We start from the raw sequence: 16166 nt of genomic DNA on the forward strand, positions 1-16166 counted from the left end.
CCCACCTCCCCCGCACCCCCCCCATCCCCCCAGTCTTCTCTGCAACCGCGTCCCCCGAGAGCTAGCCCTCCATCAGCCGGGCCCGCCCGCACCGCCCGGCTACCCGCAGGAGACCGGCAGGCCCCCGGCCGGCGGCCCGTCCTTCGGCGGCGCCGACGACGACTGGGTGATCTCCCCGCCGGCGGCCGGCCCCGGCGGGCCCGCCGCCCCGGGCGCCCGCCCCGGCGGCTACGGCTATCCGCAGCCCGCCGCCCCGGCCGGTCCCGGCTTCCCGCAGGCCCCGCAGGGGCCGGCGACCTGGACGGCGACGATCGGCCCGGACCGCGAGTACTTCATGGCGATGATGCAGCGCTCGGGCCCGGAGGCGGCCGGCCTCAACCTGCCCGCGTACTCCCCCGAGCAGCAGCGCACGCTCGCCGGCAACCAGGTCACCATCGGCCGCCGCCGGCACTCCACCGGTGACACCCCCGACATCGACCTGTCGGTGCCGCCGGAGGACCCGGGCGTCTCGCACCAGCACGCGGTCCTGGTCCAGCAGCCGGACGGCAGCTGGGCGGTCGTCGACCAGAACTCGACGAACGGCACGACGGTGAACGGCGGCGAGGAGCCCATCCAGCCGTTCGTCCCGGTGCCGTTGCAGGACGGGGACCGGGTGCACGTAGGGGCCTGGACGACGATCACCGTCCGGCGCGGCTGAGCCGCGGCACTCCGTACGGGGCTCAGACCGGGAGAGGCCAGACCCACGGCCCCTCCCGGTCGTCCAGCCACACCCACTCCCCGTCCCCCTCCACCGTGACGCCGTACCGTTCGCGCCCGGGCATCCCCTCCCGCTCCCACACCTCGTAGGCCTCCCGAGGGCTGAGCACCCCCTGGGTCAGCTCCATCAGGAACCGGAACAGCTCGTCCTCCAGCGCCCAGGACGGCACCTCGCCCACATCCCCAGCCGCCGCCCGCTCCACCCCGCGCAACGGCACGAAGAACGCGGCCGACGGCAGAAACCGGCCCTCGGCACACCCTCCGCCCCGCACGGCCAGCGTCAGCAGACCCGTGGCCACCGGCGCGAGAATCCGCGCCCCCGCCGCGCACTGCGCGACCCACGCCGGCGGCACGCCCGGCAGCGCACAGGTCGCGATGATCCGGTCGAACGGCGCCCGCTCGGGCACCCCCCGCGCCCCGTCCCCGGTGACGACGGCCGGCCGATGACCGGCCGCGGCCAGATGCAGCCGCGCCGACTCGGTGATCTCCGGATCCACATCCACCGTGGTGACGAGACCGTCGTCGCCGAGCCGATGGGCCAGCAGCGCCGCGTTGTACCCGGTCCCGGCGCCGATCTCCAGCACCCGGTCGCCGTCGGCCACCCGCAGCGCGACCAGCATCCGCGCCATCAGCGAGGGCTGGCTGCTGGAGGACAGCAGCTCACCGTCGCGCAGCCGGGTGGCCAGCGGAACGTCCTCGTAGGCGCCGCGCACCCAGCGTTCCCGGGCCCCGGGATCGGCGCTCTCGCCCCACCGGCGCTCATAACCGCGTGCCCCGGCGACGTAGTAGTACGGCACGAACAGATGCCGGGGCACCGTCTCGAAGGCCTCCCGCCACACCGGCTCCGCCGCCCAGACCCCCTCGGCGTCGATCTCCCGCACCAGCTCGCCCCGCGCCACGGCGGCCAGCCCCTCGATGTCCGGGATCTCCGAGTGCTCAGGGATCTCCGGGGTCTCGGAGTCGTGGGTGCCCATGTGCCCACACTAGAACCCCGCCCGCGCACCGGGTCCTAAGCCTTGAGTCCTCGGTCACCGCGTCTGAGACCATGTAGGGGTGAGAGAGATTCGGCGCGGCACGCTGCAGGAGAAGACCTTCTACGAGCAGGTCGGCGGGGAGGAGACGTTCCGCAGGCTGGTCCACCGTTTCTACGAGGGCGTCGCCGAGGACCCGCTCCTCAAGCCGATGTATCCGGAGGAGGACCTGGGTCCGGCCGAGGAACGGCTCACCCTGTTCCTCATCCAGTACTGGGGCGGCCCCACGACGTACAGCGACAACCGCGGCCACCCCCGGCTGCGGATGCGGCACGCCCCGTTCACCGTGGACCGGGCGGCGCACGACGCCTGGCTGCGGCACATGCGGGTGGCCGTGGACGAGCTGGGTCTGTCCGAGGAGCACCGGGAGACCCTCTGGAACTACCTCACCTACGCGGCCGCCTCGATGGTGAACACCCCGGACTGACCGCGGGAACCGGTTCAGCGGACGCTGACGTCCAGCGCCCCGAGTCCCGCCCGCCGTACCGCGATCGACCCGAACGGCGTGCGCAGCCGCAGCCATGCCCCCGCGGAGAGCAGCACGGCCTCGTCGGCGGGCCGCAGGAAGCGCAGCGACTGGGCCGCGTGCACGGCCCGTACCGGGAGCCGGGTGCCGCCCACGGTCCGGGACCAGATGTCCCGCCCGATCCGGTCGAGTTCGGCGCGGGTACGGTCCTCCGGCCCCAACTCCGCCGTACGGGACCGGAATTCACCCACCGCGGCCGCCACCGTGGCCGCCAGCGCCTGCGGCGCGGGCAGGCCCGGCTCCGGCCGCCAGCCACCGCGCGGCGGCAGCACGCCCGCCCAGGGCGGCCCGGTGACCGCCCCCGGCACTCCGGCCGTGGCGGCCCGCGCGTCCACCGACTCCAGCAACTCCCCCGCGGAGACGGTCACATCGAGCGTGACGTCCAGACCCTGCTCGTACGGCTTGGCGAGCCGCACCGCGCGGATCGCCAGCACCTCGAAGGACGGCGGCCGCCCGAAGACGGCCAGCGCGGTGCCGGCCGCCTGGAGGCGTACCGCGGCCGAACGGTCGTAGTGGAGCAGCCGGGAGAGGAAGGCCGCGAGATCCGCCGCCTCCCCTTCGTCGGCGAGGTGGAGCACCGTCATGCGGCGACGGCCTCCTCCTTGTCGTCCCGGTACTCCTCCAGGAAGTCCCGTTCGTCGGCGGTGATCCGGCGCGGCCGGCCCGTCGCGAAGTCGAAGGGCACGACCACCGTGGAGGCCCGTACGTAGATCAGGTCGTCGTCCTTCACCTCGTAGGTGATGGTGAAGGAGGCGGCCCTGATCTCGGTGATCCACAGCTCGATGTCCACCGGGTGGTGCCGGTGGACGAGCTGCCGCTTGTAGTCGATCTCGTGGCGTGCCACCACCGACCCCTGCTTGAAATCCTTTTCCGGCCGGAACAGGAAGTCGATGCGGGCTTCCTCCAGGTAGCGGATGAAGACCGCGTTGTTGACATGGCCGTAGGCGTCCATGTCGGACCAGCGCAGGGGGCAGCGGTAGTGGTGACGCAAGTGTGATCAGCCCCGGGTCAGCTTCTTGTAGGTGGCGCGGTGCGGACGCGCGGCGTCCGGACCGAGCCGCTCGATCTTGTTCTTCTCGTACGACTCGAAGTTGCCCTCGAACCAGAACCACTTGGACTCGCCCTCGTAGGCGAGGATGTGGGTGGCGACCCGGTCCAGGAACCAGCGGTCGTGGGAGACGACCACGGCGCACCCGGGGAACTCCAGCAGCGCGTTCTCCAGGCTGGAGAGGGTCTCGACGTCGAGGTCGTTGGTCGGCTCGTCGAGGAGCAGCAGGTTGCCGCCCTGCTTGAGGGTAAGTGCCAGGTTGAGGCGGTTGCGCTCACCGCCGGAGAGGACGGCGGTCGGCTTCTGCTGGTCCGGGCCCTTGAAGCCGAACGCGGACACGTAGGCCCGGCTGGGCATCTCGACCTGGCCGACGTTGATGTAGTCGAGGCCGTCGGACACGACCTCCCACAGCGTCTTCTTCGGGTCGAGGTTGGCGCGGCTCTGGTCGACGTAGGAGATCTTGACGGTCTCGCCGACCTTGATGTCACCCGAGTCCGGAGTCTCCAGGCCCTGGATCATCTTGAACAGCGTCGTCTTGCCGGCGCCGTTCGGGCCGATCACGCCGACGATGCCGTTGCGCGGCAGGGTGAAGCTCAGCCCGTCGACCAGGACCTTCTCGCCGAAGGCCTTGTTGAGCTTGTCGACCTCGACGACGATGCTGCCCAGACGCGGGCCCGGCGGGATCTGGATCTCTTCGAAGTCCAGCTTCCGCATCTTGTCCGCCTCGGCGGCCATCTCCTCGTACCGCGCGAGACGGGCCTTGGACTTGGCCTGCCGCCCCTTGGCGTTGGAGCGGACCCACTCGAGCTCGTCCTTCAGACGCTTCTGCCGCTTGGCGTCCTTGGCACCCTCGACCTTGAGGCGGGTGGCCTTGGTCTCCAGGTACGTGGAGTAGTTGCCCTCGTAGGGGTAGGCGCGGCCGCGGTCGAGCTCGAGGATCCACTCGGCGACGTTGTCCAGGAAGTACCGGTCGTGGGTGATCGCGACCACGGTCCCCGCGTACTTGGCGAGGTGCTGCTCCAGCCAGTTCACCGACTCGGCGTCGAGGTGGTTGGTGGGCTCGTCGAGGAGCAGCAGGTCGGGCGCCTCGAGGAGGAGCTTGCAGAGGGCCACGCGGCGGCGCTCACCACCGGAGAGGGTGGTGACCGGCCAGTCGCCCGGGGGGCAGCCCAGGGCGTCCATGGCCTGCTCCAGCTGGGCGTCGAGGTCCCAGGCGTTGGAGTGGTCCAGCTCCTCCTGGAGCTTGCCCATCTCGTCGAGCAGCGCGTCCGAGTAGTCGGTCGCCATCAGCTCGGCGATCTCGTTGAACCGGTCGAGCTTGCCCTTGATCTCGGCGACACCCCCCTGGACGTTCTCCAGGACGGTCTTGTCCTCGGTGAGCGTGGGCTCCTGCATCAGGATGCCGACGCTGTAACCGGGCGAGATGAAGGCGTCGCCGTTGGACGGCTGCTCCAGCCCCGCCATGATCTTCAGCACGGTCGACTTACCGGCACCGTTCGGACCGACAACGCCGATCTTCGCCCCCGGCAGGAAGCTCAGGGTGACGTTGTCGAGGATCACCTTGTCGCCGTGCGCTTTGCGCGCCTTGCGCATGGTGTAAATGAACTCAGCCAAGAGAAACCGTCCGGCAGCTTGAAACTGGCAGTGGGCAGATACACCCCATCTTGCCTGACGTCCAGCCTCGGGTGTTAACCCGTTTGGTCGGGGAGCTGTGACCTGGGGTTTCACTGGCGGTTGCGGTGACCGGTCTGTCACCGCCACCGCGAGTGCCCGTCGGTCTCGGTCTCCCTCGCACAACCTTCGCGTCCCGGTGTGTGTCTAGTGGCGGGCGGCAGCACCGCGCCGCATTGAAATCAGGAGCACCATGATGTCCAGCAATGCGCTGATGACCTTCAAGAGCCACATCGACGGCAAGAACGCCGACGTGTCCATCTATCACGACCGGGTCGAGTGGGCCCGAGCCCGCGGTATGAGCGCCAAGAAGCTCACGGCGGGCCTCCTGACCGGCGGTGCGTCTCTCCTGGCCACGGGGGTCCGCAGCTCCGACGCGGGCACCGAGATGATCCCGGCCAAGAGCATCTCCAGTGTGGTGACCAAGCGGGACGGCCTGATGTACACCAAGGTCGTGGTGGTGGCTTCGGGCAACACGATCGAGTTCCGAGTGCCGCACGACTCGGCGCCCGGTATCAAGGCGCTGCTCACCGACTTGGTACTCGGAAAGGTCCCTGCCCCCGGCCAGACCCCTCCTGCCACCACTCCCCCTGTTCAACCTGCGGCTCCCGCGCCGCAGGCAAGTACGCCCGTCGAGCAGCTGCGGCAGCTCGCGGAGCTGCGGGATGCGGGCATCCTCTCGGAGGAAGAGTTCGCGGCCAAGAAGGCGGAGATCCTCGCCCGCATGTGATGCGCGCCGACGCGGTGATCGCGAAGTGGACGGCCGTCGCGGTGGCGTCGCCGGGTGGTTCGATTCCAGCAGAGTGTCGCCGGCCAAGCCCAGGCCCTGAATAATCTTGAAAACCGTCGTGGCAGCAATGTCACCGTGGGTTCACATCCCACACCCACCGCAGGTGAACGGCCCCTGACCAGGTAGATCGGCCAGGGGCCGCCGTGCTGCATGCTGTCCGTGAGTACCCGTCGTTACCCGGTGCTCCCCGCTGGATCGGGCACGGGCCTTCTGATTCGTAGCTCTGAACGGATCGATCGGTCGACAGCGGTCCTACCGGTTGCGCTATAGCCCTGTGAGGACGCTGCCGGATGCGCATGGTTGCAGTGGTTGCTGTACTCCGCTGCTGTTCGTACTGGGTGCCTTGATCAGAACGCGTCGATCTGCCAGGCGATCACACCCGTAGATCCTTTGGCGCCCTCGACATCAATACGTATCGGCGACTTGCGCGCGGTGATCCGTTGCTGCACCACTGACTGATCACACGGGACCACGGCCTTCGGCCCGGTGCTTGCCGGCGTGAATGTCAAGTGTGCGTTGCCGCTACCGACGCATACCAGGTTGAGTCTGTATGCCTTGCCCTGGCTCAGCGTGGGCTCTGTGTGGATGCCGTCGGTCACGCGCTCCGCACCGGCCTCGACCATCGTCCCGCTCTGAACGGCGGCAAGGGCTGCCTGGGCCTGGTCTGTGAGCTTCTTCTCCTGTGCCTTGGCGCCGGCCTGAGACGCACTCACCGTGGGCGGTGACGACTGGGGGTTGGTGGCCCCACCGTCACCGCTATCGGAGGTGCACGAGGTCAGCAGCAAGACCGACGCTGCCACAGCGCATCCGGCGAACCAGGCCCGCGGGCTCATCTTGGTCATGAGGAGGTTTCCCAGTACTTCCAACCGGTTTCGGACGTGGGGAAGGTCGCTGATCCATGACCGATCTCGACGGTGTCGCAGCTACTTCCGCTGCTGGAACGCCACTTCTTCCAGGTCGTCTTGTAGCCCCACGAACCGTACTGCAAATGGCCGTACTTGTTTCTGCTGATGTCGTGAGAGTACGTGTGTCCGGTGGCAACGGTTACGCTACCCGCGATCTTGACACTGATGGTGGTCTTGGCCTTCGCGAGGATCGCCCCGGCAGACCACTCACCGCTGCCCGATATTTCGAGGGAAATGGTGCCGCTCTTGGTCACGGACACGTTCATGGTGCTACCCGGACCGTCCTTGTATTTGGTGCCGTTCCACCAGGACGGGACGTGGTAGTTCTTCTTCGACGTGATGGTGTACCACGTCTCCGGCCTGTCACACATGGTCGGTGTCCGCTCGCTGAGCGGCTGATCGTCGGCGTCTTCCCAACCCTGTCTGTCGTTGACGTCCGTCGTTTGATCGGCAGATATCGCCGGGCTGTCGGACGGCCCCTCCTCAGCGGCGGCAGTGCCCGCAGTCGTGAGGCAGAGAAGCAGTACTGCGGCAGCGCTGGTCAATGCGCGCCGTGAACTGATGCCCATGTGACACCTTTGTTTGGTCGACCGCCCCCGTGGCGATCTAGCATTTGAACCCTATGCACAGGGCATGTCCGCGACAATCAGAAGATCGTGGTTCTGAGGGCAACTTGAGGATCCACCGTGCCGCTCCGGTGTTCTCGTTTGGAGCGGGCGACTCAGAGCCCAGGTCGGCGGAGTGATTTTGGCCGGGAGCTGCTTCGGCGCGAGTGATCATGGCCCCGTAAGCTTGCGGCCCGTCGGGCGGACTGTGGACCCGCCCGTTAAAGCACGGCGTTGGGGCCATGCTCTTCGCAGGCTCGCGCCAAAGTGGCTGGCTAACGTCGTGGAGCCGACCGCCCCAGCCGCGATGGGTTCTGACCTCCTGTCGTCGGCCAACTCGCTTCAGAGCGCGCGTCGGCGCAGCGCGGGCGGAGCGGGCCGAAGGCAGGAGCGGTGCCCGGAGCGGAGCGCAGCCGGGGCTTGATCGAGCGGGGAAAGTTCTACCGCGCGCCATCTTGCCTGACGGCCGGGCTTGGGTGTCAGCCCGTTTGGTCGGGGGCTGTGAGCTGGGGGTTCGCTGGTGGTTGTGGCGGGGTCAGGGGCGGTCGGTGGTGGCGGAAACGGACCGGGACCGGAGGGTGCTGTGCAGGAGCAGGGCGGTTGCCGCCAGGGCTCCTGCCGCTCCGGCCGCGCGGAGGGCGTGGGAGGAGTGCCAGGAGAGGACCGACCAGCGGGACTGTGCCGACAGGACGGATCCCGTGCTCAGCCATGAGCCGGCCGAGATCAGGGACAGCGCGGAGCCGATCGAACCGACCGAGAGGGCGCTGCCGATCGAGCCGACGGACAGGGCCGAGCCGACCGACCCGATGGACAGTACGGATCCCACCGAGCCGATCGACAGCACCGAGTCCTGCGACCACAGGGACAGCACCGAGTCGGAGGCGGCGGCGCGGGGCGACTTGGTCATGGGGTCATACTGCCCTGCGAGGCCTCTCCGCGGGGCTCACTCGCCCATCGGGTTCTCCCGGCGGCGGAGGATCACCAGGACCGCGCCGCCGATCACCACCAGGCCGATGGCGACGCCCGTGATCACGCCGGTCGCGGAGTCGCCGCCGGTCGCAGCGAGGTTGACGTCGGAGGCGGTGCCGCCCACCGAGGCGGGGCTGGGCTCGCTGAGGGTCTGGGTGGTCAGGCCGCTCTCGGCGGCCTGGGTCTTGCAGTCGAAGACGCCGGTGAAGCGCCGTTCGAGGCTGTTGGCGCCGGTGATCGTGAAGTCGTAGACCTGGTCCTCCTGGAGCGGGATGGTCACCGTCCGCGAGGTGTTCGCGGGGATGGTGTGCTCGGTGCCCATCAGCTCGAAGGTGAACGGCTGGTCGCCGGTGTTGGCCGCGGTGATGTCCACGCCGCCCGCGGCGCAGTTCTTCTCGGCCGACAGTGCCGGTATCGCGCCCTGCTCCGCCCAGGTCGCGTTCGCGGTCGCGGCGACCGTGGACTCGCTGGAGCCGGCCAGGATCTGCGTCTGGCTGCGGCTCTCGGAGGTGAAGGCGCGGCCGACCGGGACGGTGGTCGACGCCTGGACGGCGAGTTCCGCGGAGGCGTCCGTGGCGTCGTCGGGGACCTTGAAGTACAGCTCGGTGCCGTCCTGCGCCGTGGTGACCGGCTTGCCGGTCCTGTCGGTGATCCGCACCCCGGTCAGGGCCGCGTCGGCGGGCGGGACCACGGTGACGGTGCGCGCGTTGGTGTGGACCGTGACCGGGCCGAGCAGGCCGCCCGGCCGGCCGGAGACCGCGGGCGGGCCCAGGGTCAGCGAGGCCTGCGGCTCCGTCTGGCTGCGGGCGCTCTTCTCCAGGTAGTCGGCGAGCTTCTCGGCCTGCGGATCGACGGCGTCGACGTCCACACCGTCCGAGTACCGCCAGATCGCCACCTGGGTGCCGGCCGCCGCGTCCTGCTCGGTGAGGCTGCCGGCCCCGGCCTTGCGGGCGAGTGCGGCGAGATCGTTGACCTGCGGGTAGGAGTTCTGCAGGATCCAGCGGATCTTGCCGGCGTTCTTGTTGGCGCCCAGCGAGGTGCCGCTCCAGGCCGCCTCGTGGTACTTGGCGTCCCGCTGGGTGGGGTTGTGGAGGTCGACGCAGTACGTCTGGAGCATGCCGCCGCCGTCCACGGACATCTCGAACAGGCCCGCGGCCACCTGCTCGTCACCGCTGTCGCCGTGCACGACGGCCTCGCCGTAGGTCTTCAGGCCGCCTATGGTCGCCGTCGCCCCGCTCTGGCTCTGGGTGGTGCCGTCGTCGGCCGCGGCCCGGCCGGCACCGGTCAGCGCGACGACGGCCACCAGCCCGGACGTCAGTGCCGCGGCGGCGAGGCGAGCCACGCCTCTCGCGGACACGGGCGTACCGGAGTGCCTGGCGGACGCACGGGGCGCCGAGGAACCAGAGAACGCAGCGAGCACAGAATTCCCCTTCGAGCAGGACCCCTTGAACGCGGGGGGTGGTCCCACCAGCAGAATCAGCGGCCCCAGGGGCCACGCCCGGCATCCTATGGATCAGTCGGACCGCCCATTCCCGGTGAGATGGTCGGATGAGCGATCCGATCCGTAATCGTTATCGCGGGACGCCGGATGAGCAGCGGTTATCGACAAATCCACCCGGTCGCCTCGGTGGGCACTTCGCGGTGCACCCGCCGATAAAGCGTCAAGAGGCGATCAATCGGCCGCAGTTCGGTCAGGCCGTGGTGAACAGCTCGCCGCCCGGGGGGACTTCACGTCACCGCCACCGGTTCCGACTGCTGTTGCACGGCGGTGCCGGGGGACTCCGCCGGTGTCTCCCAGTCCGGCTCCGGCCGGGGCGGTGCCGGTGCCGCCGTCTCCGGTTTCCCGGCCCGCCGGAAGGCCGCCGTACCGCGGGCGAGGTCGTGGCCGATCGCCACCGCGTCGATGTCGGCGGAGGTCCACTGCTGGCCCTCCCGGGTCTCGGTGCGTACCTTCAGCCGCCCCTGAACGACGACCGGGTCGCCGACGGACAGCGAGGCCGCCGCGTTGGTGGCGAGCTGCCGGTTGGCCCACACCGTGAAGAAGTTGGTGTGGCCGTCCGTCCAGGTGCTCTTCTCGCGGTCCCAGTAGCGCGAGGTCACCGCCAGCCGGAAACGCGCCGACGGTCCCGCCGCCAGCTCCCGGTAGACCGGCTGCGTCGCCACATTGCCCACCGCGCAGACCAACGTCTCGTTCATCACGAACCCCTCCCACGCCCGGCCGCCGGGGCCGGGGCGGATCCGCGTACGGGCCCGTCCCGTACGGCTGTGTCCACCGCGGCGGCCGCCCTCGTGGCGATCGCCGCGGGACCAGACTGCCGCGGCCGGGCCGGACCCGCCGAGCGCTGTGGACCACCGGCGGCCTGTGGAAAACCCCACCACCCGGACGAGTGACCCACCTCCCCCACGACGGACCTCACCCGGCCCGGCGGACCTCACGGCACCCGCCCCCCGCCGGCGTCACCCCACCCCGGCCCCCGCCCGTGTCACCCTGCCGTACTGCTCCCGTACCTCGCGGTAGCGCAGCAGTTCCGCCGCCACCGGGTCCAGTACCCGGGCCCGGCCGCACCCGGCCGCCGCCTCCCGCAGGCGGCGCTCCGCCTCCAGGCCGTACCGGCGGGCCGGTCCCCGTGCCGCCAGCCGGCAGCCCCACTCGACCAGCGGCCCGCCGATGATCCCGGCGATCATCAGCAGCACCGGCACGCCCAGGTTGGGCGCCATCACCCCGGTGATCTGCCCCACCAGCCACAGCCCGCCGACCACTTGGAGGAGCGTCATGGCGGCCTGCGCGAGCACCGCCACCGGCCACCAGCCCGGCCGCGGCGGCCGCCCCGGGGGCAGCCCGGCCCGTGCGGCCAGGTCGTCGAGCGCCTCCGACAGGCCCTGCGAGCCGCGTACGGCCGCCTCCCGGACCGCCTGCGCCCAGGGCGCGGGCAGTCCGGCCGAGGCCCGGTCGCAGACCGTGCGCACCGCCTGCTCGACGCGCTGCCGTGCGGTGGCCTCCTCCTCCGGCTGGGCCTGCTGGAGGCGTCCGGTGGGCTGTTCGCCGCGCCCCTGGTACCAGCGCCACAGCCGCAACCAGGGCGTGCCGCAGGCCCGGTTGGCGTTGCGCAGCCAGGCCCGTTCGGCGGCCTCGCCCGCGGCGGTGGCGCCCACCGCGTCGGCCAGCTGCGCGGCGAAGTCGTCGCGCGCCTCCTCGCTGAGCCCGGCGCGGCGCCCGGTGGCGTAGACGGGCCGCAGCCGGGCCGCGGCGGCGTCCACGTCGGCGGCGACCCGGCGGGCCGCCGCGCCCCGCTCGGAGACGAACTGGCCGAGGGTCTCGCGCAGTTCGCCGATACCGTCCCCGGTGAGCGCGGACAGCGCGAGCACGGTGGCGCCCGGTTCGCCGTACTCGCCGAGCGCGACGCCGTCCTCGTCGAGGACCCGGCGCAGATCGTCGAGGACCAGGTCGGCGGCCTCGCCGGGGAGCCGGTCGGTCTGGTTGAGGACGATGAACATGACCTCCGCGTGGCCGGACAGGGGCCGCAGATAGCGCTCGTGGAGCACCGCGTCGGCGTACTTCTCGGGGTCGACGACCCAGATCACCGCGTCCACCAGCTTCAGGATCCGGTCGACGTGTTCGCGGTGCTGGACCACGGCCGAGTCGTGGTCGGGCAGGTCGATCAGGACCAGCCCACGCAGTTGCGCGTCCGCCTCCGGGTTGTGCACGGGGCGGCGGCGCAGCCGGCCCGGGATGCCGAGCCGGTCGATGAGGGCCGCGCTGCCGTCGCTCCAGCTGCACGCGATGGGCGCGGCGGTGGTGGGGCGCCGTACGCCGGTCTCCGAGATGGCGACTCCGGCGAGCGCGTTGAACAGCTGCGACTTGCCGCTCCCGGTGGCGCCGGCGATGGCGATGACGGTGTGCTGGCCGGAGAGCCGGCGCCGGGCGGCGGCCTCGTCCAGGACCCGGCCGGCCTCGGAGAGGGTCTGGCTGTCGAGCCGGGTGCGGGAGAGGCCGACGAGTTCGCGCAGCGCGTCGAGGCGGGAGCGCAGCTGTCCGTCGTACGCCAGCGGGGCGGGGGGCGGGGCGCCCGGGCCCCGGGTCTCCAGGACGGGAGCGGCCGGTTTCGCGGTCTCGCTGACCCGGCGGGCGATGAGGCCGTCGTCCCAGACGTCGTCGGCGGCGCCCGGGTCTTCGTCGGCCGGTTCCCGCGTCTCGCGTTGCTCGCGTTGCTCGCGCTGCTCCTGCACGCGCGCGTGCGGCACGGTCTCGGTCTCGGCGGCGCCCTCGGCCGGGTCGGCGGGGGCCGTGCCGGTCCCGTCCCGCCGGGTCCGGGACCCGTCCGGTACGCAGTCCTTCACGAGGCGCGCCCCGGGGGCATGCACGGCTTCCTTCACGGAGTCCGGCGCGGAGTCCTTCCCCGAGCTCTTCGCCGAGCCCTTGGCCGAGTCCCTCCCTGGGCCGCTGCCCGAGTCCCTCCCCGGGCCGCTCCCCGGGCCGCTCCCCGAGTCCCTCTCCGGGTCCTTGGCCGACTCCATCACGGTGCCCTTCGCGGTGTCCTTCACAGCGGCCCTCACCGGGTCCGGACCGGGGTCGGGTACGCGGTCCGGTACGGGCTCCCGTCCGGCCCCCCGCCCCGGCTCACGTCCGGGCTCACGCACCGGCTCACGTCCGGGCTCCCGCCCCGGCTCACGTCCCGGCTCCCGCACCGGCTCGCGTCCGGCGTCCGGTGCGGGGTCCGCCGCGGTCAGGCCGCTTTCGAAGTCACTGGTGCAGTCACTCGTGTACTCACCTGCGTAGTCACCGGTGTGATCCATGCGTTCCATGTGATCCGTGTGGTCGTGGTCAGTGACGGCGGTCACCGGTCACCTCTCCTTCTGGAGGACGGACAGGGCGGCGATGAGTTCGGCCTGGGGTTCGGGGTGGACGTCCAGGGCGTCCAGCGGGGCGAGGCGGCGTTCGCGTTCGGCGTGCATGACGCGGTCCACGTGCTCGCCGAGCAGCCGTCCCGCGCGGTCGCGCAGCCGCAGCGCGCCATGGGCGCCGATGCGTTCGGCGAGCCGCTCCCCCGCCACCCGGGTGCGGCGCCCGCCGAGCAGCGCGGTGGCCACCAGGGCGGCGACCGCCTCGGAGTCCGGTGCGACGCTGCGGTCGAGTTCGCGCACCTCGTCGTCGGCGTACTCCTCCAGCTCGCGCCGCCAGCGCCGGACGGCGATACCGATGCGGTGCTCGGCGCTCTCCAGGGAGGGGTCGCGGTCGGTGAGTCCGGGGGCGGCGGAGGCGGGTTCGCGGCGCCAGGTGTCGTCGACGCGTTCGTCGGCGGCGGTCACGGCGCACAGCAGCAGCGCGGCGAGGCTCTCCACCAGGGCGTCCAGGAGTTCGTCGGCGGCACAGTCGACGGGGAAGGCGCGCCAGCGCTTGAGGGCGTCACCGGCGAGCACGGCGCCGTTCTGGAGCCGGCCGCGCACGCGCGCGTGCTCGCTGTCGTAGGCCGCCTCGACGGCGGAGGTCAGGCGCAGGGCCGCGGCGTACTGGGCGGCGGCGGCGGCGGCCAGCTCGGGCATCCGGGCCTTGAGGGAGTCGAGGACACCGTGGGCGGTGCGGGCCAGGGTGTGCTGGCGGGCGCCGGGGTCCTGGGCCTGTTGCAGGAGCCAGGCGCGCAGCGGGGCGACGGCGGTGGCCGGGAGCAGCCCGCCGCCCCACGCGGACTCGGGCAGCTCGGGCACCGTGAACCGGGGCACGTCGCCGAGTCCGGCCTTGGTGAGGAGGGCGCCGTACTGCCGGGAGACCTCGGAGACGACCTGGTGCGGGACCCGGTCGAGGACGGTCACCAGGGTGGCGTCGTACTCCTTGGCGGTGCGCAGCAGATGCCAGGGGACGGCGTCGGCGTAGCGCGCGGCCGTCGTGACCATCACCCAGATGTCGGCGGCGCAGATGAGTTCGGCGGCGAGGACACGGTTGTCGACGACCAGGGAGTCGATGTCGGGGGCGTCGAGGAGGGCGAGTCCGCGCGGGAGGCTGTCGACGGTCTCGACGCGCAGCACGCGCTCGGGATTCTCGCCGGGGAGGAAGGGGTCGTCGCCGGGTTCCTGGTTCGGTACCCACACACGCGTGAGGTCGGGCAGCACGCGCATGCCGCTGAACCAGTGATGGTCCTCCGGATGACAGACCAGGACCGGTGTGCGGGTGGTCGGCCGCAGCACGCCCGCCTCACTGACCCGGCGGCCCACCAGAGAGTTGACGAGGGTCGACTTGCCGGCACCGGTCGATCCGCCCACGACGGCCAGAAGCGGCGCTTCGGGCTCTTTGAGCCGGGGCACCAGATAGTCGTCGAGCTGGGCGAGCAGTTCGTCGCGATTGGCACGCGCGCGTGCGGCCCCGGCCAGGGGCAACGGAAAGCGTGCGGCGGCGACACGGTCGCGCAGAGCGGAGAGTGTGTCGAGCAGCTGAGGCCGTACGTCCAAGGTCACCACATGCGAAGAATGCCCAATTTTAGGGGAATTCTGAAGCATATAGACATGTCTGCGCGCCGACAGAACACAACGGGCGGAAGGGATGACTGGGACAGAGGCACAGTCCAGGCATAACGAGTGCACAACACCCGGTGCGTCAGGCGCCAAAAGCGATGCACGATTCGTACCTGCCTGCGATTATCAGGACCGCTTCACCGAACCTCCACATTGAGCCACGGAGGCGAAGCAACCGGGACGAGGACCGGGGAGTTCTATCCTTGTCCCCGGCAACGTCACGAACCGGCCCGGCCAGGGCAGGACGTACGAGGCCAGCACAGCCGGCCCCCGTAGCTCAGTGGATAGAGCAGGCGCCTTCTAAGCGCTTGGCCGCAGGTTCGAGTCCTGCCGGGGGCGCCCACTCCACAGTCATCCGTTTTCCCGGGAAACCGCAGGTCAGACGCGCCTCCTGGGCCGTTCGGGCAGGATTTCGCCGATCATGGGCGCGGGCGCCGCGGGCAGCCGAGAAAGGGCTTGTTGTCGACGTCGTACGCCGACGCCCCGCACAGCCGCCCGCCCGCACCGTCGGCCAGGGCCCGCCCGCACCGCCGTTCAGGACAGCGGGCCCTGTTCGCAGACCCTGCGGGCGACCTCGCGGAGCTTGATGTTGTTCTCCTGCGAGTAGCGGCGCAGCACGTCGAAGGCCTGTTCCTCGGTGAGGTGGTGGCAGCCCATCAGGATGCCCATGGCCTCGCCGATCAGGTGACGGGTGGCGACGGCCTGTTCCAGCTGGGCCTGGGTGCGGGCGCTGGAGAAGGCGACCGCCGCGTGGGAGGCCAGCAGCCAGCCGGCCAGTTCGCTGGCCTCGGTGAAGGCGCCGGGCCGGCGGGAGTAGATGTTCAGCGCGCCGAGTTCTTCGTCCTCGGTGTACAGCAGGAAGCCCATCATGCTGCCCACGCCCAGCCGGTGGGCCCGGGGGGCGAATTCCGGCCAGCCGGGCTGCTCCTGGGTGAAGTCCCGGATGCGGTACACCCGCTCCGCGTTCTCGTCGCGGGCGACGTCGAAGCACGGTCCCTCACCCAGCCGCTCCTGGAGCCGGTCGCTGTCGACGACCAGTTGCTCCGTGGGTGCGAGCGTCCGCACCTCCTTGCCGCGCACCACCAGGATGCCGGCCGCGTCGCAGCCCTCCACCAGCTCCGTGGCCGAATCAGTGATCCGGGCCAGGGTGGCGTCGACCGACTCCTGCGCCAGCAGGTCCCGCGCCAGGGACGCCAGCCGCTGCGCGAACCGAGCCCAGTCCATCGCGTCCGCCGCCTCCCGGTCCGTCCCGCTCCCAGCATGTCACGCGGCGGGCGCAGACCCCCGGAGAGGACGAGGTCTGACATCGTTGTCAGAAGGCTCCTGTGCCGTTGGGTGCGAGATGCCGGGCATCTCGCACC

Annotated in this window: 15 protein-coding genes and 1 tRNA gene; 4 read left to right on the forward strand and 12 right to left on the reverse strand. The window is 71.0% G+C overall.

Annotated elements, in window-relative coordinates:
• On the forward strand, positions 1–697 hold a 697-nt coding region (locus ACFWXC_RS52335; protein WP_384491313.1), incomplete at its 5' end, for an FHA domain-containing protein.
• A 22-nt stretch (positions 698–719) separates the two neighbouring features.
• Here ACFWXC_RS52335 and ACFWXC_RS52340 read toward each other — a convergent pair.
• Complete coding sequence (locus ACFWXC_RS52340) at positions 720–1730, reverse strand: methyltransferase domain-containing protein (protein ID WP_384491315.1); 1011 nt, start codon at positions 1728–1730, stop codon at positions 720–722.
• A 79-nt stretch (positions 1731–1809) separates the two neighbouring features.
• On the opposite strand from ACFWXC_RS52340, the gene ACFWXC_RS52345 reads away from it, so the two are divergent.
• A complete protein-coding gene (locus ACFWXC_RS52345) occupies positions 1810–2214 on the forward strand; it encodes a globin (RefSeq protein WP_351690951.1) in 405 nt (134 codons plus the stop codon).
• A 14-nt stretch (positions 2215–2228) separates the two neighbouring features.
• On the opposite strand, the gene ACFWXC_RS52350 is transcribed toward ACFWXC_RS52345, so the two are convergent.
• Genes ACFWXC_RS52350 through ettA form a run of 3 tightly spaced genes read right to left on the reverse strand, consistent with a single transcriptional unit; the run spans position 2229 to position 4975 of the window.
• Positions 2229–2897, reverse strand: a complete 669-nt coding sequence (locus ACFWXC_RS52350) for a hypothetical protein (protein WP_384491317.1) — start codon at positions 2895–2897, stop codon at positions 2229–2231.
• Positions 2894–3304: an acyl-CoA thioesterase gene (locus ACFWXC_RS52355; protein WP_384491319.1), complete on the reverse strand. Its 411-nt coding sequence runs from the start codon at positions 3302–3304 to the stop codon at positions 2894–2896. Before ACFWXC_RS52355 ends, ACFWXC_RS52350 begins: the two co-directional genes overlap by 4 nt.
• A 6-nt stretch (positions 3305–3310) precedes the next feature.
• Positions 3311–4975 carry an energy-dependent translational throttle protein EttA gene (gene ettA / locus ACFWXC_RS52360; protein ID WP_384491321.1) on the reverse strand — a complete coding sequence of 555 codons (1665 nt, stop codon included), beginning with the start codon at positions 4973–4975 and terminating at the stop codon, positions 3311–3313.
• A gap of 250 nt (positions 4976–5225) precedes the next feature.
• On the opposite strand from ettA, the gene ACFWXC_RS52365 reads away from it, so the two are divergent.
• Positions 5226–5762, forward strand: a complete 537-nt coding sequence (locus ACFWXC_RS52365; RefSeq protein ID WP_384491323.1) for an SHOCT domain-containing protein — start codon at positions 5226–5228, stop codon at positions 5760–5762.
• Between the two features lie 407 nt (positions 5763–6169).
• Here the strand turns inward: ACFWXC_RS52365 and ACFWXC_RS52370 are convergent, their stop codons facing one another.
• The 7 genes from ACFWXC_RS52370 to ACFWXC_RS52400 form a co-directional block, all read right to left on the reverse strand.
• Positions 6170–6664, reverse strand: coding sequence for a hypothetical protein (locus ACFWXC_RS52370; RefSeq protein WP_384491325.1), 495 nt, complete (start codon positions 6662–6664; stop codon positions 6170–6172).
• Positions 6661–7296, reverse strand: a complete 636-nt coding sequence (locus tag ACFWXC_RS52375; protein WP_384491327.1) for a hypothetical protein — start codon at positions 7294–7296, stop codon at positions 6661–6663. Before ACFWXC_RS52375 ends, ACFWXC_RS52370 begins: the two co-directional genes overlap by 4 nt.
• Before the next feature lie 571 nt (positions 7297–7867).
• Positions 7868–8239, reverse strand: coding sequence for a hypothetical protein (locus tag ACFWXC_RS52380; RefSeq protein WP_384491329.1), 372 nt, complete (start codon positions 8237–8239; stop codon positions 7868–7870).
• Between the two features lie 36 nt (positions 8240–8275).
• A complete protein-coding gene (locus ACFWXC_RS52385) occupies positions 8276–9658 on the reverse strand; it encodes a Cys-Gln thioester bond-forming surface protein (RefSeq protein WP_384491331.1) in 1383 nt (460 codons plus the stop codon).
• A gap of 371 nt (positions 9659–10029) precedes the next feature.
• Positions 10030–10497, reverse strand: coding sequence for a single-stranded DNA-binding protein (locus tag ACFWXC_RS52390; RefSeq protein ID WP_384491333.1), 468 nt, complete (start codon positions 10495–10497; stop codon positions 10030–10032).
• A 261-nt stretch (positions 10498–10758) separates the two neighbouring features.
• The gene (locus ACFWXC_RS52395; protein ID WP_384491335.1) at positions 10759–13140 is read right to left on the reverse strand and encodes a GTPase; all 2382 of its coding nucleotides are present in this window, start codon (positions 13138–13140) and stop codon (positions 10759–10761) included.
• A 3-nt stretch (positions 13141–13143) separates the two neighbouring features.
• A complete protein-coding gene (locus tag ACFWXC_RS52400) occupies positions 13144–14751 on the reverse strand; it encodes a dynamin family protein (RefSeq protein WP_384491337.1) in 1608 nt (535 codons plus the stop codon).
• Positions 14752–15071: 320 nt separating this feature from the next.
• On the opposite strand from ACFWXC_RS52400, the gene ACFWXC_RS52405 reads away from it, so the two are divergent.
• Positions 15072–15144, forward strand: a tRNA-Arg gene (locus tag ACFWXC_RS52405).
• A 195-nt stretch (positions 15145–15339) separates the two neighbouring features.
• Here ACFWXC_RS52405 and ACFWXC_RS52410 read toward each other — a convergent pair.
• Positions 15340–16029 carry a GAF and ANTAR domain-containing protein gene (locus ACFWXC_RS52410; protein ID WP_384491339.1) on the reverse strand — a complete coding sequence of 230 codons (690 nt, stop codon included), beginning with the start codon at positions 16027–16029 and terminating at the stop codon, positions 15340–15342.
• Between the last annotated feature and the right edge of the window lie 137 nt (positions 16030–16166).

This window comes from Streptomyces sp. NPDC058683, from assembly GCF_042716195.1.
In the GTDB taxonomy this organism is placed as follows: Bacteria; Actinomycetota; Actinomycetes; order Streptomycetales; family Streptomycetaceae; genus Streptomyces.

Bases quoted from the DNA above. Each gene is read 5' to 3' on its own strand.
- ACFWXC_RS52410 (WP_384491339.1), bottom strand. From the start codon at position 16,029: ATGGACTGGGCTCGGTTCGCGCAGCGGCTGGCGTCCCTGGCGCGGGAC.
- ACFWXC_RS52370 (WP_384491325.1), bottom strand. From the start codon at position 6,664: ATGACCAAGATGAGCCCGCGGGCCTGGTTCGCCGGATGCGCTGTGGCA.
- ACFWXC_RS52340 (WP_384491315.1), bottom strand. From the start codon at position 1,730: ATGGGCACCCACGACTCCGAGACCCCGGAGATCCCTGAGCACTCGGAG.
- ACFWXC_RS52375 (WP_384491327.1), bottom strand. From the start codon at position 7,296: ATGGGCATCAGTTCACGGCGCGCATTGACCAGCGCTGCCGCAGTACTG.
- ACFWXC_RS52380 (WP_384491329.1), bottom strand. From the start codon at position 8,239: ATGACCAAGTCGCCCCGCGCCGCCGCCTCCGACTCGGTGCTGTCCCTG.
- ACFWXC_RS52390 (WP_384491333.1), bottom strand. From the start codon at position 10,497: ATGAACGAGACGTTGGTCTGCGCGGTGGGCAATGTGGCGACGCAGCCG.
- ACFWXC_RS52365 (WP_384491323.1), top strand. From the start codon at position 5,226: ATGATGTCCAGCAATGCGCTGATGACCTTCAAGAGCCACATCGACGGC.
- ACFWXC_RS52350 (WP_384491317.1), bottom strand. From the start codon at position 2,897: ATGACGGTGCTCCACCTCGCCGACGAAGGGGAGGCGGCGGATCTCGCG.